Annotated in this window: 16 protein-coding genes; 9 read left to right on the top strand and 7 right to left on the bottom strand. The window is 48.5% G+C overall.

Going from position 1 to position 18,868, the window contains the following annotated elements; translation table 11 throughout:
* Positions 1 to 145: 145 nt before the first annotated feature.
* The 3 genes from AABK39_RS15250 to rocD form a co-directional block, all read right to left on the bottom strand.
* Positions 146 to 1,117: a ketoacyl-ACP synthase III gene (locus AABK39_RS15250; protein WP_338392204.1), complete on the bottom strand. Its 972-nt coding sequence runs from the start codon at positions 1,115 to 1,117 to the stop codon at positions 146 to 148.
* Positions 1,118 to 1,369: 252 nt separating this feature from the next.
* On the bottom strand, positions 1,370 to 2,344 hold the full coding sequence (hemB, locus tag AABK39_RS15245) for a porphobilinogen synthase (protein ID WP_338394695.1): 975 nt from the start codon (positions 2,342 to 2,344) through the stop codon (positions 1,370 to 1,372).
* A gap of 188 nt (positions 2,345 to 2,532) precedes the next feature.
* Positions 2,533 to 3,780, bottom strand: a complete 1,248-nt coding sequence (rocD, locus tag AABK39_RS15240; protein WP_338392203.1) for an ornithine--oxo-acid transaminase — start codon at positions 3,778 to 3,780, stop codon at positions 2,533 to 2,535.
* A 441-nt stretch (positions 3,781 to 4,221) separates the two neighbouring features.
* Between rocD and rpmB the strand changes: the two genes are divergently transcribed.
* The 4 genes from rpmB to ftsY all read left to right on the top strand — a co-directional run bounded on the left by rpmB (position 4,222) and on the right by ftsY (position 5,928).
* Positions 4,222 to 4,461 carry a 50S ribosomal protein L28 gene (rpmB, locus tag AABK39_RS15235; protein WP_338392202.1) on the top strand — a complete coding sequence of 80 codons (240 nt, stop codon included), beginning with the start codon at positions 4,222 to 4,224 and terminating at the stop codon, positions 4,459 to 4,461.
* A gap of 40 nt (positions 4,462 to 4,501) precedes the next feature.
* Positions 4,502 to 4,687, top strand: a complete 186-nt coding sequence (gene rpmG / locus AABK39_RS15230) for a 50S ribosomal protein L33 (RefSeq protein WP_338392201.1) — start codon at positions 4,502 to 4,504, stop codon at positions 4,685 to 4,687.
* A 2-nt stretch (positions 4,688 to 4,689) separates the two neighbouring features.
* Positions 4,690 to 4,842, top strand: a complete 153-nt coding sequence (locus AABK39_RS15225) for a DUF4295 domain-containing protein (protein WP_338392200.1) — start codon at positions 4,690 to 4,692, stop codon at positions 4,840 to 4,842.
* A gap of 123 nt (positions 4,843 to 4,965) precedes the next feature.
* Complete coding sequence (gene ftsY / locus AABK39_RS15220) at positions 4,966 to 5,928, top strand: signal recognition particle-docking protein FtsY (protein ID WP_338392199.1); 963 nt, start codon at positions 4,966 to 4,968, stop codon at positions 5,926 to 5,928.
* 53 nt (positions 5,929 to 5,981) lie between these two features.
* On the opposite strand, the gene tamL is transcribed toward ftsY, so the two are convergent.
* Complete coding sequence (gene tamL, locus AABK39_RS15215; protein WP_459115372.1) at positions 5,982 to 8,549, bottom strand: translocation and assembly module lipoprotein TamL; 2,568 nt, start codon at positions 8,547 to 8,549, stop codon at positions 5,982 to 5,984.
* Positions 8,550 to 8,562: 13 nt separating this feature from the next.
* Here tamL and AABK39_RS15210 point away from each other — a divergent pair, with 13 nt between their 5' ends.
* On the top strand, positions 8,563 to 9,303 hold the full coding sequence (locus AABK39_RS15210; protein ID WP_421825139.1) for a TrmH family RNA methyltransferase: 741 nt from the start codon (positions 8,563 to 8,565) through the stop codon (positions 9,301 to 9,303).
* A 135-nt stretch (positions 9,304 to 9,438) separates the two neighbouring features.
* The gene (lon, locus tag AABK39_RS15205) at positions 9,439 to 11,826 is read left to right on the top strand and encodes an endopeptidase La (protein WP_338392196.1); all 2,388 of its coding nucleotides are present in this window, start codon (positions 9,439 to 9,441) and stop codon (positions 11,824 to 11,826) included.
* A 12-nt stretch (positions 11,827 to 11,838) separates the two neighbouring features.
* On the opposite strand, the gene AABK39_RS15200 is transcribed toward lon, so the two are convergent.
* Positions 11,839 to 13,257, bottom strand: a complete 1,419-nt coding sequence (locus AABK39_RS15200) for a POTRA domain-containing protein (RefSeq protein WP_338392195.1) — start codon at positions 13,255 to 13,257, stop codon at positions 11,839 to 11,841.
* Between the two features lie 105 nt (positions 13,258 to 13,362).
* Entirely contained in the window at positions 13,363 to 14,496 is a 1,134-nt protein-coding gene (locus AABK39_RS15195; RefSeq protein WP_338392194.1) for a prolipoprotein diacylglyceryl transferase, read from the bottom strand.
* A gap of 203 nt (positions 14,497 to 14,699) precedes the next feature.
* Here AABK39_RS15195 and dtd point away from each other — a divergent pair, with 203 nt between their 5' ends.
* From dtd to pruA, 3 genes are all read left to right on the top strand, one after another.
* The gene (gene dtd / locus AABK39_RS15190) at positions 14,700 to 15,152 is read left to right on the top strand and encodes a D-aminoacyl-tRNA deacylase (RefSeq protein ID WP_338392193.1); all 453 of its coding nucleotides are present in this window, start codon (positions 14,700 to 14,702) and stop codon (positions 15,150 to 15,152) included.
* Between the two features lie 40 nt (positions 15,153 to 15,192).
* Entirely contained in the window at positions 15,193 to 15,516 is a 324-nt protein-coding gene (locus AABK39_RS15185) for a nucleotide pyrophosphohydrolase (RefSeq protein ID WP_338394694.1), read from the top strand.
* A gap of 158 nt (positions 15,517 to 15,674) precedes the next feature.
* Complete coding sequence (gene pruA / locus AABK39_RS15180; protein WP_338392192.1) at positions 15,675 to 17,309, top strand: L-glutamate gamma-semialdehyde dehydrogenase; 1,635 nt, start codon at positions 15,675 to 15,677, stop codon at positions 17,307 to 17,309.
* Between the two features lie 612 nt (positions 17,310 to 17,921).
* On the opposite strand, the gene purU is transcribed toward pruA, so the two are convergent.
* Positions 17,922 to 18,779, bottom strand: a complete 858-nt coding sequence (purU, locus tag AABK39_RS15175; RefSeq protein WP_338392191.1) for a formyltetrahydrofolate deformylase — start codon at positions 18,777 to 18,779, stop codon at positions 17,922 to 17,924.
* Between the last annotated feature and the right edge of the window lie 89 nt (positions 18,780 to 18,868).

The raw sequence follows: 18,868 nt of genomic DNA, 5'->3' as shown, positions 1-18,868 counted from the left end.
TGCTATAAATGGTACAAGGCCTTAGGCCGCAGGCTTTGTTTGTAAGTGAAGGCAATTGTCTTGCCGGTTTAATAGGCGGGTAAAAGAAAAGTCCCGGAGTTGGCCGGGACTTTTCTTAACGGTGTTTTGGTATGGGGAAATCACGTTAACCGTTCCAGTCAACGATTAATCCGGCGTATGTCAATCCGCCCCCAAACCCGATAAGTAGCAGTTTGTCGCCTTTCTTGACTTTTCCTTTCTCAATGCCTTGGTTTAGGGCCAAAGGAATGCTGGCAGAAGATGTGTTTCCGAAATTGACTAGGCTCTCCAATGTCTTTTCCGCTGGAATCCCCGTGTTTTTGCAAATCGCCTCTATGATTCTGAGGTTGGCGCTATGGGGAATGAACCAGTCGATATCGTCGATGGTCAGCCCAGCGTTTTCCATGGTTTCTTTAGCCACTTTCGATATCGTCTCAACCGCCCACTTAAAAACTTTCCTTCCGTCTTGGTGAATGTTCCTGTCGGTAATAATATCGACTCCATTTACCTTGTCTCCGAGATTAGAGAGTGTGAGGTTGTGCCCTTCACTTCCGTTGGTTCCGGTGGTGGTGGTCAGTATTTTCGATTTTCCTTCTGGTTCCACTAAGGCTACGCCCGCACCGTCGCCGAAAAGGATACATGTGGTGCGGTCGGAGTAGTCGACGGCTTTAGAGAGGGTTTCGGCGCCGAAAACCAATATTTTTTTGTACATGCCACTTTCGATCAACGCTTTGGCGATGATCAGGCCATAGCCGAACCCTGCGCAGGCGGCCGTGAGATCCATAGTGCCGGCGTGGTTGGCGCCGAGCGCATGCTGGACTTTGCTGGCTACGCTGGGCATCACCTGGTCGGGGGTTATAGTGCCGACGATGACAAAGTCGACGTCAGAGAGGCTGATTCCGCTTTCCTCGGCCATTTTTTTGGCCGCGCTGACGCAGAGGTCGCTGGTGAATTGGTTCTCATCCGAAATCCGACGCTCTTGTATCCCCGTTCTTTTTCGTATCCACTCGTCCGAGGTTTCTATGGTAGTTTCCAAATCACTGTTGGAAAGGATTTTGTCCGGCGCAAAAGCGCTTAAGGCTGAAATCCCTGCGTTCATATTTGTCAAATAGTTGATTTAACAGCTGTTGAATATAGCAAAAATCATTTTTCATACCTGAAAAGTAGGCTTCATTTGTGGAAAAATGAGTTGTTCGCTAGTGCGTAAGCTTTTGGCTTGTTTGGCGAAATTAATTATTTGGGTGGATAATAGTTTCCAAATGGGCATTAAAAAAAGCTCCGGAGGCGGAGCTTTTTTTTGCTTTAATAACCAAGTCATTGGCCATTATCCTTTTAGCTATGTGTTCAGGCCTTATTTTTTCGCAATCATTTGGGCGAATTCTTTGGCGAAATAGGTGAGAATAACATCAGCGCCCGCACGGCGGATGCTGAGTAGTGACTCATGCATGGTCTTTTCCCCGTCGAGCCAGCCTTTTTCGGCCGCTGCCTTGATCATGGCGTACTCGCCACTTACGTTGTAGGCGGTGATCGGGAGTTCGTAATTTTCTTTCAGCATGTGGATGACGTCCAAATATGCTAAAGCGGGTTTTACCATCATGAAGTCGGCGCCTTCGGCGTAGTCGAGGTCGGCTTCGATGAGGGCTTCCCTTTTGTTGGCCGGATTCATCTGGTAAGTTTTCTTGTCGCCGAATTTCGGGGCGGAATCCAGGGCGTCGCGGAACGGGCCGTAGAAAGCGCTGGCGTATTTCGCCGTGTATGACATGATTGATACGTCGGTGAAGCCTTCGTCGTCGAGCATTTCTCGGATGTAGGCCACGCGCCCGTCCATCATGTCCGATGGTCCGATGATGTCGGCGCCGGCACGGGCTTGGGCCAAGGCCATTTTCCCGAGAACCTCAAGCGTGTCGTCGTTGACGATTTGTCCGTCGCGTACGATACCGTCGTGGCCGTCCGAGCTGTACGGGTCCATGGCTACGTCGGTCATAACGCAAGCTTCCGGGTATTTTTCCTTAACGGCTTTTATCGCTTGGATATAAAGCCCTTCGGGGTTGTGGCCTTCGGTGGCCATCGAGTCTTTCAGCGATTCGCTGATGGAAGGGAACAGGCAGAACGCTCGCAGTCCGAGGTCCATGCATTCGCCGATTTCCACAAGAAGTTGGTCGAGCGAGAAGCGGTATATTCCCGGCATTGAGGATACTTCCTCTTTTTGGTTTTCGCCTTCGATGAGGAACATCGGGAATATAAGGTTGTTGAGCGACAGGGTTGTCTCTTCGGCCATTCTGCGTACGGCCTCGGATTTTCTGTTTCTTCTAGGTCTTCTTGTCATATAATCCATAGCGTTGTGTTTTTTGCTTGGTGGACTTTTGGGTCGATCCAAATGTAAGCGTATTGAACTGAAAAATCCAGTAAGGCTCCGCTTTGAGGGTATTTGGGCCGTAAATGGAAACGGACCGGTTGATTACCGGCCCGTTTATTTGCTTTTGCTTTTAGGGGAACGAAAATTCCCTTCTTATGTTACTTCTTCCAGCTTTTCTCAAATTCAGCGACAGTGTTTTCAATAATGTCACAGCATTCCGACAGTTGCTCTTTGGTCATTACCAATGGAGGCGTGAAGCGGATAATGTTGCCGTGGGTAGGCTTGGCGAGAAGTCCGTTTTTGCTGAGCGCAACGCAAAGATCCCAAGCGGTACTACTGTCTTCGGTGTCGTTGACGATGATGGCGTTCATCAAGCCTTTTCCGCGGACTTTTGTAACCAGTTCCGATTTTTCGGCCAAACTTGTCATGCGCTCGCGGAAATAAACGCCGAGAGTGTCGGAATTTTCCGCCAGTTTTTCGTCTTGGATTACCTTGAGCGCTTCGATCATCACGGCGCAAGCCATCGGGTTGCCTCCGTAAGTGGATCCGTGCTCGCCCGGCTTGATGACTAACATTACGTCGTCGTCGGCTAAAACTACGGATACGGGTACAGTGCCGCCGGAAATCGCTTTGCCGAGGATAAGCATGTCCGGATGCACGTCTTCCCAGTCCGAAGCCATCATGCGACCCGTACGAGCGACACCGGTCTGTATCTCGTCCATCATCAACAGTACGTTGTGTTTCTTGCAGAGTTCTTCGGCTCCTTTGAGGTATCCTTCGGATGGTACGTGAACGCCGGCCTCGCCTTGGATCGGCTCTACCCAGAAACCACAGACGTTCGGGTTGGAAAGTGCTTTGTCAAGTGCTTCGAGGTTATCGTATTCCACTACTTCGAAACCAGGCATAAACGGACCGAAGCCGGAAGTTGACATCGGGTCTGTTGAAGCCGATATAATTGTGGTGGTTCGGCCGTGGAAGTTGTGCTTACAGCAAACGATCACCGCTTCGTTGGCCGGGATATTCTTTTTGGTGTAACCCCATTTTCTGGCGAGCTTGATGGCCGTTTCGTTGGCTTCCGCTCCGGAGTTCATCATCAATGCCTTGTCGTAACCGAACATCTCACAGATGAATTTTTCGGCTTCGCCAAGCCTGTTGCTGTAAAAAGCCCTTGATGTCAGGGTAAGGGTTTCGGCTTGGTCTTTCAGGGCCTTTACAATGCGCGGGTGGCAGTGTCCTTGGTTTACGGCGCTGTAGGCGGAGAGAAAATCGTAATAGCGGTTACCTTCGCAGTCCCAGAGGAAAACGCCTTCTCCTTTTGCCAAAACGGCAGGAAGTGGGTGGTAATTGTGCGCTCCGTATCGGTCTTCCAAGGCCATTGCCTCTTGGCTGCTGATGTGATTTGTCATTTCTATATCGGTTTGTAGTAAAAAACTAGCTGGTGGGCGGAGCGTTTTGTGTCCATGTACCGTGGGTTGGCTCTTTGGTGTGGGCAGTGCGCTCCCGTCCGAGCATACAATATACTAATAAATAGCTTTTGAGTCAGGGGACGGTTTGTTTTGGGGCGAAAACATGGGGTGCCGACACACAAAATGACGTTTAGTTTGTTGTGGATGAGAGAAAAAGGCGGTTCTGTTTGGGTGTTATGGTCAAAAATTGAGTATATTTGCGTTTCTGTCAAATAGGGGATCGGTCGGTGCCCGGACGAAGACGCTTGGGGCCAGCACTTTACGGTAAAGTGACAGGCTTAAACTTCGTGCGAAATGTTTGGTGTTACGGAATTTTTCGCGACCTTTGCAGACCGAATTCCTGAAAAAGAGTATTTAAGCAATATTTTCAATATTTAAGTCATGGCCAGAGTTTGTCAGATTACAGGTAAGAGACCGCGCGTGGGTAACAACGTTTCGCACGCACACAATAAAACTAGGCGTAAGTTCTACCCTAACTTGCACACGAAAAAATTCTTCATCCCTGAAGAGGGCAAGTGGATCACGCTGAAGGTTTCGAGTACGGCTTTGAGAACCATCAACAAGAACGGTATCTCTGCAGTGTTGAGAAAAGCTAGAAAAGCGGGTAACGTTCTGGCTTAATCCAAGTTTCCAATTCAGAATACAAAAAAGCTAAGATAAAATGGCTAAAGCTAAAGGAAATAGAGTACAGGTGATCTTGGAATGCACCGAGCACAAGGCCAGTGGCAAGCCTGGAACTTCGCGCTACATTACTACCAAGAACCGGAAAAACACTCCGGATCGTATGGAGTTGAAAAAATACAACCCTATTCTTAACAAATACACTGTTCACAAGGAAATTAAGTAACCATGGCTAAGAAGGTAGTAGCAACGCTGAAAACAAAAGGTGGTGTAAAATACGCCAAGGTGATCAAGGCTGAGAAGTCTGGTAAATCAGGTTCTTACACGTTCAAAGACGAGATCATCACTGAGGATCAGGTGAAAGCATACTTCGCCAAGTAATCTCAGTTCAAAATATTGATTATGAAAGTCCCGTTTAGGGACTTTTTTTGTATATTCCCATGTTGGGATGGCTTGTCCCGCATGTGTGTCGGGCAGGCCGGCATAGAATAATTTCGAACTACTATGGGATTGTTTGATTTCTTCTCAAAAGACAAAAAAGAGAAGCTTGACAAAGGGCTGGAAAAAAGCAGCCAGAGCATCTTCAGTAAGATCAGCAAGGCGATTGTCGGTAAGTCCAAAGTGGACGACGAGGTGCTTGACGATCTGGAGGAAATCCTCATAACTTCAGATGTGGGAGTTGATACGACGGTAAAGATTATCGAGCGTATCGAGGAAAGAGTGGCTCGCGATAAGTACGCCAGCGTTTCGGAGCTTGACAAAATCTTGCGTGAGGAGATCGCTTCCCTTTTGTCTGAAAACAATACCGAAGACCTTGAGGACTTTGTAGTGCCTGAGCTGAAAACTCCATACGTGATTTTGGTTGTTGGAGTAAACGGCGTAGGCAAAACCACTACGATAGGCAAACTTGCCGCCCAATACACCAAGAGAGGCAAAAAAGTCTTGTTGGGAGCGGCGGATACTTTTAGGGCAGCGGCTGTTGATCAGCTTATTCTTTGGGGTGAGCGCGTAGGAGTGCCGGTGGTTTCTCACGGTATGAACACAGATCCCGCTTCCGTGGCTTTTGACGCCGCGAAGCAAGGTGTGGAAACTGGTGCCGACGTAGTAATCATCGATACTGCCGGACGTCTGCATAACAAAGTCAACTTGATGAACGAGCTGTCAAAGATTAAGCGTGTCGTTCAGAAGTTTATCCCTGAAGCGCCACATGACGTGCTTTTGGTGTTGGACGGAAGTACAGGCCAAAACGCTGCGATTCAGGCCCGTGAGTTTACCAAGGCTACGGACGTTTCCGCAATGGCGATCACGAAACTGGACGGAACGGCGAAAGGCGGTGTAGTTATCGGTATCTCCGACGAATTTAAAATTCCGGTGAAATATATCGGGGTAGGAGAGCAGGTAGACGATCTGCAGGTATTCAACAAAATGGAGTTTGTTGATTCCTTGTTTAATAAATCGGAAAAGTAAATCGCTGGTAAGCGAACAAGATATTGAGGGGCCGTCAGGTCCCTTTTTTTATGTCAGAAAGTATAGCCGATTCCGATGAACAGCTCAGACTCTGAGTCCTGTCCCAATAGGCTTTTGGCCTTCAGTTTATGGGCATTCGCGCCTGTAGCGGGATCACGGAGTTTAAGGCCTACACCCACCGAAATTAATAAGGGGCTGAAATCCAGGTTGATGGAGTATCCACCAGAAATGCCAAGTTGGTCGATAAATGAATCGAATTTGAAATGGCCGTTCTCGAAAGTCTCGTCTTCATTCATAAGCCAAACGTTACCGGCCTCAAGGAAAAGCGAACCGCCTAACCTTCCGATAAGCTGGCGCCGAAGCTCCATAAACGAATAGATTTTGATGTCGCCGTAGCGACGAATACGTGACAGGGAATCCGGTGGTTGGTAGCCCCCGGGGCCAATCCGTGCGAATTGCCATGCGCGCATTTTTGTGCCTCCCAAGACAAATGATTTTTCCAGAGGTAGTTTCTCACTAATGCCGTATGGAAGTCCAACGCCTACTTCGATACCTGTGGCGAGTGTTGTTTTTTCGTTTACAGGAAAGTATTTTTTGAATTCGATATTGGTCTTTAGAAACTGGTAATATTGGAGCGTGTCAGGAATCGATCGGGATAAGCCAGGATCGTTTGGTTCTTGTGTTTCGGCAGTGGAGGTGGAGGCTGACGGATCGTAAAGGTTGATCCATGTGCCGGCCATCTCGAAGTCGAATTTCAGGGTGCTTCCTTCTTTGGGCGCAAGTGGATTTACTCCAAAATTATAGTTGGCGCTGAACGAGGTCGAAGTAATTACGGAAGGAGAATATTGAAGGATCTCGTTTGAGCCTTTTTCCCTTTGTTCGAAAAGGTATTTTTCCCAGTTGTCGCTTATGTCCGAAGAGTTAATGTAATTCACCTCCAGCCAGCGGAGACGGTATTTCTTTTGACGGTTTTTCGATTCCCAATTATAGTCGATAGACGTGTTGAAAGCCGTTCGTTTGAAGTCGTTGGTTTCCGTAAGGTTCCAACCGGCATTGATAACCGTTTGCTGGTTAAACCATTTGTACGGGTTCGCCTCGTTGTTTTTCGAAAGAGGTATAAGGAACTGCGGAAGGAACAGTTTAGCGTTCACTCCGCCCTCTCGGTATTTGGTTAGTTGGTTTACGTCGATAACGCCCTCAAGGTCGTAGCGTCCGCTGATTTGCAGTTGTTCCAGACCTCCGAAAGGGTTTCGGGTCAGGTAGCCAAGGTTGACGTATGGACCGGGCTCGCCCTGTGTTACGTCGATGCCCACTTCCGTGCTCAAACTATTCTTTTTGACTGGCTCCACGTTAATGTTGGCCACGAATTTCCCGTCGATCGAATCGAATTCTATTTTCGTCTGCCTAAACATATTCAAGCCGTTCAGTTGTGACCTGGTGGCGCTTACCTTATTGGAATTGTAAGGCGTTCCGGGCCTTACCAATGTCTTTAGGCTTAGTACTTTTTCGCTGTACTTATGCTTATGGTACTGGAAGTTTATGTCGTTTCTTATTGTGGATTTCCGCTGTTCAGTGAGGTGATCCAACTGGGCGTCCGTGATGAAATTAACCGAATCGATAGTGTAGGCCTTGTGTTGGACGTCGTTCGGGGTAGTTATCTTTGGACGTACCCATACTTTGTGGTCTTGTCCTGTAGTGTCCGTTAGGATTTTGACATGCCTGCGGTTAAAGTCGAAATAGCCGGCTTCTTTGGCTAGGCTTTCTATGCGTTCCCTTTCTTTTATGAAGTTCGCCTGATTGTAAACGTCCCCTTTTTTGATCAAGGACCCGGATTTCCCGTCATCAATAACTTTTGCCAACCCGGAATTGTCTGATCTTACAGACATTACGGAATCGATGGTGTAAACGGGCCCGGGAGCTATTTTGTAGATGACGGTAGACGTTTTGCCTTTTGTCTCCACATTAAAAGACGTTTTCGCCCTGAAATGCCCGTTGGTCTCTAGGTAAAGGCGCATTTGAATGGCTGAGCGACGTATGGCTGAGCTATCGAGCAGAACCAAAGGAGAGCCCATTCTCATCATGAAATTGCCCTTTTCGATTTTGTCGTTTAGCCTTTCGGTTTTTTTATTTCTGGCCTTTAATAGCTTACCGCTTTTCGCTTGTCTTTTTCTTATGATTTTCGCCTCTTTCTTATCGGCTTTAGAGTTTATCCGATCGATCTTTTCTTTGTCGGAACCTTCTCCCGGAGCTAAGGCGATGAGATCTTTTCTGCGTTTTTCCTCAAGAGCCAGAAAATCGCTGGAATCCGCTTCCAGTTCTTTGATCTTCAGGTTGTATTTGTCCCTGACCTTGCGTTGGCGCTTGCGGATTTTGGCCGTGTCGAGCCTGCGTTTTCCTGTTTCGTACAGGTAAACGCCTGGACGTAACGACAGTAAAGGTTTTTTGGGGATGGGGCGCGCCAGCTCCATAATCTCGTCGAGGTCCGCAGGGGTGTTTCCTTTTATCTCAAAGCGCTGTTTTTTTAGCAAATATTGGCCATCTTTGAGATACCCGAGTCCTCGGCAACCAATGCAAAAAAGGCAGGTTATTAGACTTATGGGGAGATGTAATTTGAATTTCACGGATTAAGGCGCAATGTTGACCAATAAGACAATCAAGTTCGTTAAATCTTTGCAATTAAAAAAATTCAGAAAACAGGAGGGACTGTTTTTCGTAGAGGGAGGCAAAAGCGTTGAGGAGTTGCTGGAGGGGGATTTTTCCGTGAAGCAAGTGTTCGTGACGAAGGAGTTTCTGGAAGGAAAAGAACAGTTTAGAGAGACTTGCGGCCTAGAGCCGGAGGTGGTGAAAGAGGCCGATCTTTTGCGGATGGGAACCTTCAAAACAAACAACGCGGCCTTGGCTGTGGCGGAGATGCGTTCGGCAAGAAATACGGATCTACCGACAGACGAATTTGTGTTGGCTCTCGATGGCGTACGCGACCCGGGCAACCTGGGTACGATTATTCGTATAGCGGATTGGTACGGGATTAGCAAAATTGTAGCTTCGGAAGATACGGCGGATTTCTATAATCCCAAGGTTTTGAATTCCAGTATGGGATCGTTTGCCCGGGTTCGGGTGGATTACCGGGATCTGGAGTCGCTGTTCGAAAACACGGATTTGCCGGTATACGGCGCCGTTCTCGACGGGAACGATATCCACGCCGAGCGGTTCGGCAAGGGCGGATTGGTGCTTATGGGGAACGAGTCGAACGGAGTTAGGGATAATCTGCGCCAATATATCAGCCACCCGGTGACTATTCCGCGCTTTGGCGGAGCAGAATCGTTGAACGTGGCCACGGCTACCGCCGTAATCTGCGACAATATCAGGCGGGCTTAGCCAAAGCCGGTCTTTCTTCTTATCGGGCTTCGCCGAACCAAGGCCTTTGTTTTTGGTTTCGGATAAAGAAGCGTCAAAAAGCGCATGCCATAAATCGTTGGTTTGCGCTTTTTCATCATAAAACCAATCCGCCCGATGGAAGAGGAAAACAAGAACGAGGAACAGAAACAACCGTTTGATTTGGAGGTGGTAGGCAAGGCCCTGCCGACCGAACTAGATATCTTGCCGGTATTTCCCCGGCCTATTTTTCCCGAAATGCGGTTGCCGATAAGTTTTGTCGGCGAGGAAAATATCCGCCAGCTGAAAGAGGCCAACGAAAAGCGTGACGGTTGGATTGGTTTGGTGTTACCCAAAGAATTGGGTGAGAATAACAAGGTGCTTTCTTATCACGAATACGGATGCGCAGCTAAGTTGCTAAAGCTGGTCGAGATTTCGAAAGATTACGCAGAGGTGCTGTTAGACACTTCCAAACGCTTCAAGATGGAGAAGATGATGGAAAACGGCACGAATGTCCGTTGGAAAGTCGAGTACTACGAGGAGACGTCGGACGAGCCTAGTCAGGAACTTCGGGGGTACTTGATGGCCATCAGTACGGAAGTGAAGGAATTGATCAAATACAATTCCATTTTTCAGGAACAGCTTAAGATGGCGCTTTCGCAGTTCAGCTTCACGTATCCGGGCAAGATGGTGGATACTATCGCTTACATTCTCTCGCCCGATCCCGCCAAGTTGCAGGAAATTCTGGAAGCGTATGACCTGAAAGCCCGCGCCGATTTGTTGCTTCGCCTTTTGAAGGAAGATATCGAAGTGGCTAAGCTTCAGGAAAAGATTTCGAAAGGAATTGACGAAAAAGTCACGAAGCAACAGCGGGAGTATTTTCTCAGGGAACAGCTCAAAGCCATTAAGAAAGAGCTGGGAATGGAGAAAGAAGACAAGGAAAGCGATATAGAGAAAATAGAATCGAAACTGGCTGCGCTGAAGCTGAGCGAAGAGGCCAGAAAAGCTGTGGACGACGAACTGACAAAGATAAAATTGCTGAACGTCGAGTCGCCGGAATATGCCGTTTCGAGAAACTATTTAGAACTCTTCACGGATTTGCCCTGGGGAGTTTATTCCGAAGATAACGGGGATTTGCCCAAGGCCAGAAAGATTTTGGACGAGGATCATTACGGCCTCAAAGATGTCAAGGATATGATTCTTGAGTTCCTGAGTACGGTGATTCGAAAGGGTTCGGCTTCCGGTTCCATTATCTGTTTGGTTGGCCCTCCGGGTGTGGGTAAAACTTCGGTAGGCAAATCGATTGCCCGGGCGCTGGACCGTAAGTTCTTTCGGTTCTCTGTCGGCGGAATGCGGGACGAGGCCGAGATCAAAGGCCATCGCCGAACTTATATCGGGGCGATGCCCGGTAAGTTTATCCAGTGCCTGAAACGTGTGGGGACAGCCAACCCCGTAATTATGCTGGACGAGATCGACAAGATAGGCGCCAGCTACCAAGGCGATCCGGCATCGGCCTTGTTGGAAGTGTTGGACCCTGAGCAAAACCATGAGTTTCTGGATCATTACCTCGATGTTGCATTCGATTTGTCCAAAGTATTGTTTATCACAACGGCCAATCAGCTCGATACCATTCCCCGGCCGTTGATCGATAGGATGGAAGTGATTCGTTTGGCAGGTTATGTTTTGGATGAGAAAATTCAGATTGCGCAACGGTACCTTTGGCCACGACAGCTGGAAGAAAACGGATTGACCGAAAAGGAAATTTCCATTAATGAGGATTCCATGCGTTATATTGTGGACAAATACGCCCGCGAAGCCGGTGTTCGGAATATGGAAAAAGCCTTGAGGAAGATTATCCGAAAAGTGGGATTGGAAATGAGTGAAGGCTTGGTGACTAGCGTAAATGTCGGCAGTCAGGCTGAGGTGGAGAAGTATTTGGGCAAGCCGCTGTTTCTTAAAGAAAAACTATATGAACAGCCAATGGCCGGCGTAGTGATGGGCTTGGCGTATACGGCTTTTGGCGGAGCCACACTGTATGTGGAAGCGACGGGAATACGGACGGGAAGGTCAAGGTTCAAGCATACGGGCCAATTGGGCGAAGTAATGACGGAATCGTCGGAAATCGCTTACAGCTATGCTCGTTCCGTTCTTTCGAAGGAAAATGAGGATAACGATTTCTTCGAAAAGCATGAAGTACACCTGCACGTTCCTGAAGGGGCAACGCCGAAAGACGGCCCTTCCGCTGGGGTGACGATGGCCTTGGCATTGTACTCTTTAGCGGCGGGCAAGCCGGTCAGAAACGATGTAGCGATGACGGGCGAATTAACGTTGACAGGGCGGGTGTTGCCGATTGGCGGAGTTCGCGAAAAAACGTTGGCGGCGAGCCGTGTCGGAATCCGTACGCTGATAGTGCCTGAAGATAACAAGCGCGATGTCGAGGAGCTTCCCGATTACGTTAAAGAAGGAATCGACTATCATTACGCCGCATATTTCGGCGATATTTTGAAGATTGCGCTTGTGCAGTAGTTGTGCGAAGATTTAGATTCGGGCATTGAATCTCAATGCCCATTTTAAGATTCCCGTTGCGGTGTAAGCGTATTCCAAGCTAAGTACAGTGTCGTACCACGAAACGAAATCGAGGCCTGCACCGACGCTGTATTGGGCTTTGTTGACCATATCGTTTCCTTTGTCTTCCTGGTTGTTTGGTCCTTGGACATAGCCGGCGTCGGCGAAGAGCTTGCCGTAAAAAGTGAAGTGGAAATCACGGAATTGGTCGATCGGCATGACCTTACCCAGATTCACGTTAGCGCCCCATATTTTGGCCTTCAGGTCATTTTTAATCAAGCCGATATATTGTCCCTGAATCACGTAAAGTTCATAACCTCGTATGGTGAAAGGGTCGAAGCCGATTCCTTTCATTAGCGGGTACGGTTGTTTTTCTTGGAAAGAAACATACGCTTTTACGGCATGACTTGCGTAGAAAGGTCCTCCCAGGGAATAGTATTTGCTGGCCCTGAAATCCAGAATGCTTTGGCGTACATCGCCAGTGATTCCAAACCCTCGGTGTTCGGCATACAAATCCATAGCGTAACCATTGAGAGGATATGCGTGAGCGTCTTTCTTGTTGATTGAAAGGTGGTAGCCGGCGAACAAATAGGAAATGTTCCGTTTTCCGTTGAGGAAGAAATTGGGGTTTAGTTTCAGAATCGTATCGCTTACAATGTTATAGTGATACCCGGCAAAGAATTCATGGTTTGTGTAAAACCCTTTTCGTTTCGTAATGCCGATGTTCACGTTGTGGTATTGCGAAAGATCACGGCTTTCGCCAGTGTGGAAGATCCGTTTATTGTCCTTTGTGTCAACGGCAATGTTGTTGTTGTTGCCGTATTTGTAATTGATGTTCAGTCCGATGTCTTTTGAAAGGGACAGGTAAGGAATCTTGTACCCGAGTTCCAGCTTGTGGGTGTATCCGAGCTGGCCCTTGATTTTCAATTTCTCATTCCGCCCGCGGAAGTTGTAATGCCTGAAATCCAGACCATAGTCGACACGTTGGAAACTGGCGTTGTGATTTTCCACCCAATCGTTGAAGTTTCGGTCAGCCAAGCGGAAAATTGGGCTGGGAAAAATATACCACCGTTCCTTTAGCCTGACGATGATATCGATAAGCCCCCGACCGGCGTCTGTCGCGTCCACTTTGACAGAGTTGAAAAGCCGAGTGTTCATCACCTTTTGGCGGTCGCTTTCCAGCGTCTCTTTTAATTTCCTTACAGAAACCTTTTGTCCCTTGCCTAGAGTCAATTCCCGAAGAATAATTTCACTTTTCGTTTTTCTGTTTCCCAGAATAAACACGTTGCTCACTTCCAGTGAGTCTATTGCTTTATCGGGCGCGGATTGTCCAAAGAGCGCCACGCAAGGCAATAGAAGGATTAAAGTAAGGCTGTAAGCGAGTTTGGCCATTTGTTTTCGGGAAAAAATAAACCCGATGCGAGGCGTCGGGTTTATTGTGATTTTTTGTCAAAATCTAATTTTGCGCATTGTCTTTTTTAGTGCGCAGAGTTCCTGCTATTCAATATTACGCTTTTTTGTCAAGGAATAAAAGATCATGATAAATCCGATGGCAAGCAGGGGAACACTGAGTAATTGCCCCATATTATAGGTCATCTGGTCCTCGAAGCTCACTTGGTTTTCTTTGAAAAACTCGTACAAAAAGCGCAACCCGAACACGCTGACCAAGAAAATTCCGAAGAGCAAGCCTTGGGGGGTGTTCTGCCTGTATTTATTCCAGATGAGATACAGGATGAGGAAAATAAGGACGCAGGAAGCCGCTTCGAATAGCTGGGATGGGTAGCGCGGTATGCCACGGACATACGCCACAGCGGTCACGATTCCGCGTTTTTGGCTGATGTCGAGTTTTAGTTTTTGATCTGCGGGGATGAAAACATGGTCGGTTACCGCAGGGTAGTTTTTGAGCAAGCGACCAAGATTATTCGAAAGAAGCCTTTCCGCCGTCTGCTTATTGGCGGCGTTCTTTTTGAATTCCAGTGTCATTTTCAACGGCACCGAGCCTTCGATATCCGCTCCGTCAGGATTTTTTTCGAAACTGACCTTTTCGACGGATGGGAAGTTACGTTCAATAACCCTTACAGGGTCATGGGCGAAGACCACACCGGATTCCGAATCGGTGGGTTTACCAATGATTTCGGAATTCATGAAGTTGCCCATCCTGATAAACGCTCCGGCCAAAGCCACGGAGATCACCAACCTGTCGATTACCCAGAAGAAGCTCTGGCCTTCACGTTTCTGCTTTTTGACATTGAATTTTGTCAAGCTGATGTCGAACTTGAAGTTGCAGTACAGCCATACCGTGATGATAATAGCAAAAGCTGCCCCGTGGCTGGCCAGTCCACCTTCCCAGATTTTGATAATGTCAATAGGGTTTGCCAAGTATTTGGCAGGCTCATAGAAAAATACGTGACCGAGGCGGGCGCCCAAGATGGTGGCCGTAATGATGTAAACAACAAGGCGGTCGACTTGACCTTCGTCTTTGCCTTCGCCCTTGAACGTGCGGGTCAAAACCATCTGCCCGAAAATAAAGGCGCAGGCGAAAAGTAAACCGTACCAGCGGACCGGAATGGAGGTGCCGGGAAAAATTTCCGGACTGGGGTACCATAATACGTAATCTAGGATAGCGTGCATATATCAGCTTGTTTTTCTCTTTTTTACACTAGATATCAACGTCTAAATTTAGGGACTTCGGGGCAATATGGAAAAAGATTGCTGGTTTTCCCTGACATTTCCCTGGGCCTCGGTTCAGTTAGGCGAGTATGCGTTCCGCACAGACGGTGATTTTCGTTGCGTTTTTGTTAACTTCATGTGTTTTACACAAAAAATAGACTGTTATGATTGCGGTGTTGCAACGGGTTTCGGAAGCGTCCGTAACCATAGACTCGGCCGTTAAAGGCGCTATCGGAAAAGGTTTGTTGGTGTTGCTGGGCGTGGAAGACGCCGACACGAAAGAAGACGTACAATGGCTCGCCAAGAAAATCGCCGGCATGAGAATATTCGGGGACGAAGAGGGGAAGATGAATCTGAGCCTGTGCGACGTAAAAGGCGAAATGCTGGTGGTTAGCCAATTTACGCTCCATGCTTCCACAAAAAAGGGGAACCGTCCTTCGTTTATCAAAGCGGCCCGTCCCGATGTGGCTATTCCGCTGTATGAACGCTTTGTGGAAGTCTGCGAAGGTTTGATAGGAAAGCCGGTCGCTACGGGAGAATTTGGTGCCGATATGAAAGTTGCGTTGGTCAACGACGGTCCGGTTACGATTATCGTTGATACAAAAGACAAAAAATAGAAGCCTCAGGGCAGATTCAACTTTTATGAAAACAAGTGGCATTACAATCGAAGAGGCGCAGGGCTTGGTCGACGAATGGATCAAAACCCATGGCGTACGCTATTTCAGCGAACTGACAAACATGGCCATCCTCACCGAGGAAGTAGGGGAGCTTGCCCGGCTTATGGCTCGAAAGTACGGCGACCAATCGTTTAAGAAAGGCGAAAAAGATAACCTAGGTGACGAGATGGCCGACGTACTTTGGGTATTGCTCTGCTTGGCAAACCAAACTGGGGTGGACCTCACGGAAGCCTTGAAAAAAAATCTGGACAAAAAGACAGATAGGGATAAGGATAGGCATTGGAACAATCCTAAACTAAGTTGATACTATATTGTCTGGCAATAGATTGAATTCCGTCCTGTGTCCGCATAAATCCTTGGATTCGGCGGGATTTGTTTTACCTTTATGGCGCCTGCCCGAGCCCTGGGCAGTCCATATTGAACAAACCAAATAATTCATAAACAACAAACCTGGGATATAACATGGCAAAAGGTTTTTTTCAGGTTCCTGAGGCTGTTAACGAGCCGGTATTGAGCTACGCTCCGGGAACTCCCGAAAGAAAAGCGCTTAAAGAAGCTTTGGAAGAAGCGCGTTCGAAGCAGATCGACGTGCCGATGTACATCGGCGGTAACGAGGTGTTTACGGAAGACAAGCGTCCGATGTCGCCTCCGCATGACCACCAGCATATTCTGGGGCATTACTCATACGGGGACGCCTCGCACGTAGAGGACGCCATCAAGGCCGCTTTGGGAGCCAAAAGCTACTGGGAAGAGCTTTCTTGGGAGCATCGCGCCAGCGTATTCTTGAAGGCCGCCGACCTGATCGCTGGCCCTTACCGCGCCAAAATCAACGCGGCCACAATGCTTGGCCAGTCGAAGAACGCCTTCCAGGCTGAGATCGACTCGGCTTGCGAGCTTGTGGACTTTTTGCGTTTCAACGTCAAGTTCATGACGGAAATCTATTCGGAGCAGCCTCAGTCTTCGCCGGGCGTATGGAACCGCTTGGAGCAACGTCCTTTGGAAGGCTTCGTTTTCGCCCTGACTCCGTTCAACTTCACCGCCATCGCCGGTAACTTGCCTGCGGCCCCTGCCCTTATGGGTAACACCGTAGTGTGGAAACCTTCGAACACGCAGGTGTATTCGGCTAACGTTATCATGGAAGTGTTCCGCGAAGCGGGAGTGCCGGACGGCGTTATCAACCTCGTTTACACTTCGGGCCCTGTGGCTGGCGACGTGATTTTCGAGCATCCTGACTTTGCCGGTATCCACTTTACAGGAAGTACTGGCGTATTCCAGACTATCTGGAAGAAGATCGGGGAGAACATCCACAAGTACAAGAGTTACCCTCGCATCGTAGGCGAAACTGGCGGAAAGGACTTTATCATCGCCCACCCGTCGGCTGGCGCTAAGGCTGTGGCTACTGGCATCACCCGCGGAGCCTTCGAATTCCAAGGACAGAAATGTTCTGCCGCTTCGCGCGCATACATTCCGCGTTCTATGTGGCCTGAGGTTGAGGCTTTCGTTAAGGAAGACTTGGCTTCGATCCGTATGGGCGGTACCGAGGACTTCACCAACTTTGTCAACGCCGTTATCGACGAGAAGTCTTTCGACAAGATCGCCGGATACATCGAAGAGGCTAAGAACAGCAACGTGGCCAAGGTTATCGCCGGAGGCAACTGCGACAAGTCGAAGGGGTACTTCGTTGAGCCTACCGTTATCTTGACCGAAGATCCGATGTTCACTACCATGCGCGAAGAGATCTTCGGGCCGGTGATCACCGTTTACGTATACGACGACGCCCGCTTCGAAGAGGCTTTGGAGCTTGTTGACGAGACTTCTCCTTACGCTCTTACCGGCGCGATCTTCTCAAAAGACCGCTACGCCGCCGAGCAAGCCACTAATAAACTCCGCAACGCGGCCGGTAACTTCTATATCAACGACAAGCCGACTGGCGCCGTTGTTGGTCAGCAGCCGTTTGGTGGAGGTCGCGCGTCGGGTACAAACGATAAGGCCGGTTCTGGTTTGAACTTGCTCCGTTGGGTGTCTCCGCGTACTATCAAGGAGACTTTCGTGTCGCCGACAGACTACCGCTACCCATTCTTGGGCGAAGACAAATAAGAAGGTAAAACCTTTGTCTGGATTTATGGTAAAGGGGGAATAGCAAAGCGAAAAGAAACTGTGCGGAAGCCATCGTATTCGCCAAAAGATAAAACCGCTTCACGATTTCTTTTTCCTTTAATAAGTTCCCAACCTATTTGGTCCGGACGATAATAATATTGAAAACCGCCGTGTTATCGGCGGTTTTTTATTTGGAAAATACCGTGATGCGGATTGGGACGCTAAAGGTTTTCTGCAAGAGTGTAAGGTTTTTAGCTGATCGTTCCGCTTTTTTTAATATTGAAAATCAGAAGACTGGATGAAAAACATGGTGCTTTTCACTTTTACGAATAAGGCTTTTATAGCGGGCTTTACGGCGTTCTGAAAGGGTGCTGTTTTATTTTTTCAAAAAATCAGGAAACAGGATGGGAGATATGCTGGGTTTTAGTGTCCAACATAGTGTATAAGGCCTCCAAACATACTATGTAAGGGGTATAAACACAGTATGTAAAGGTATGTTACATACTGTGTTTGGACCAAAAAGGCGGTATGTGCTCATATTTATCAATTAGTGTCCGAGCAGCATTCGCCTTGTTTTCGCTTTAGAATAACGAGGGGTTTTAGCCAAAAAGCCTAACGCATAATGATGGTCTTGTTACCGCTGATAAAGCATCTGTCCTCGAATACGATCTTCAAGGCCTTGGCCAATACGATTTTCTCGACGTCGCGGCCGGCTCTGGCCATTTCTTTCGGGCTGAAACTGTGGTCGACGGGCGTTACGTCTTGGTATATGATCGGCCCTTCGTCAAGGTCGTCGGTGACGATATGCGCCGTGGCGCCGATAATTTTCACGCCCCTGTCGTAGGCCTGCCTATAGGGATTGGCGCCGATAAAGGCGGGCAAAAACGAGTGATGGATGTTTACGATGCGGTGTTCGAAGTGGCGGATAAACTCCGAGGAAAGGATCCGCATGTATTTGGCCAATACCAAGTATTCGAAGTCATAGGCTTCGAGCGTGTCAAGCACCGCCCGCTCGTGCTCTTCCCTGCCGATTCCCTGCGTGGGCACGTAGTGGTAAGGTATCCCGAACTTTTCGCAATAGTCGCGCAGGTGCTCGTGGTTACTGACAACGGCGAGGATTTCCGCATTCAAGTCGCCGAATTGGTGTCGGGTAAGCAAGTCGCCGAGGCAGTGGTACTCTTTGGTGGCCAGGATGACGATGCGTTTTTTCCTTTTTTCCTTAAGCCGGATGTTGGCGTCTTGGGGCATGGCTTCGGCCAAGTCGGCGAGCAGCAGCTCCCTGTCCGCCGTCCCGACGATCTCGGATCTCATGAAAAAGTGCTCGTCGGCTTGGTCAACGAATTCTTGGTTGCGCTCGATGTTTAGTCCGTGTTTGAATATAACGTTTGTGGCTTTGGGTACTAGGCCTTTTGCGTCAAGGCAGTCTATTAGCAGAATGTTACGTTCGGTGTTTTTTTCGGAGATAACCATAATGAAAGAAGTTAGGACGAAGCGGTTTCCGCTAAAAAGGGAAGTGCGCTAAGTAAAAGTGTTTCTCGTAATAATGAGTTGAGAATGCG

It is taken from the genome of Fulvitalea axinellae, assembly GCF_036492835.1.
In the GTDB taxonomy this organism is placed as follows: Bacteria; Bacteroidota; Bacteroidia; order Cytophagales; family Cyclobacteriaceae; genus Fulvitalea; species Fulvitalea axinellae.
This window is presented reverse-complemented; position numbering and strand designations above follow the sequence as displayed.

Bases quoted from the DNA above. Each gene is read 5' to 3' on its own strand.
- AABK39_RS15250 (WP_338392204.1), bottom strand. From the start codon at position 1,117: ATGAACGCAGGGATTTCAGCCTTAAGCGCTTTTGCGCCGGACAAAATC.
- hemB (WP_338394695.1), bottom strand. From the start codon at position 2,344: ATGACAAGAAGACCTAGAAGAAACAGAAAATCCGAGGCCGTACGCAGA.
- rocD (WP_338392203.1), bottom strand. From the start codon at position 3,780: ATGACAAATCACATCAGCAGCCAAGAGGCAATGGCCTTGGAAGACCGA.
- rpmB (WP_338392202.1), top strand. From the start codon at position 4,222: ATGGCCAGAGTTTGTCAGATTACAGGTAAGAGACCGCGCGTGGGTAAC.
- rpmG (WP_338392201.1), top strand. From the start codon at position 4,502: ATGGCTAAAGCTAAAGGAAATAGAGTACAGGTGATCTTGGAATGCACC.
- AABK39_RS15225 (WP_338392200.1), top strand. From the start codon at position 4,690: ATGGCTAAGAAGGTAGTAGCAACGCTGAAAACAAAAGGTGGTGTAAAA.
- ftsY (WP_338392199.1), top strand. From the start codon at position 4,966: ATGGGATTGTTTGATTTCTTCTCAAAAGACAAAAAAGAGAAGCTTGAC.
- AABK39_RS15210 (WP_421825139.1), top strand. From the start codon at position 8,563: ATGTTGACCAATAAGACAATCAAGTTCGTTAAATCTTTGCAATTAAAA.
- lon (WP_338392196.1), top strand. From the start codon at position 9,439: ATGGAAGAGGAAAACAAGAACGAGGAACAGAAACAACCGTTTGATTTG.
- AABK39_RS15200 (WP_338392195.1), bottom strand. From the start codon at position 13,257: ATGGCCAAACTCGCTTACAGCCTTACTTTAATCCTTCTATTGCCTTGC.
- AABK39_RS15195 (WP_338392194.1), bottom strand. From the start codon at position 14,496: ATGCACGCTATCCTAGATTACGTATTATGGTACCCCAGTCCGGAAATT.
- dtd (WP_338392193.1), top strand. From the start codon at position 14,700: ATGATTGCGGTGTTGCAACGGGTTTCGGAAGCGTCCGTAACCATAGAC.
- pruA (WP_338392192.1), top strand. From the start codon at position 15,675: ATGGCAAAAGGTTTTTTTCAGGTTCCTGAGGCTGTTAACGAGCCGGTA.
- purU (WP_338392191.1), bottom strand. From the start codon at position 18,779: ATGGTTATCTCCGAAAAAAACACCGAACGTAACATTCTGCTAATAGAC.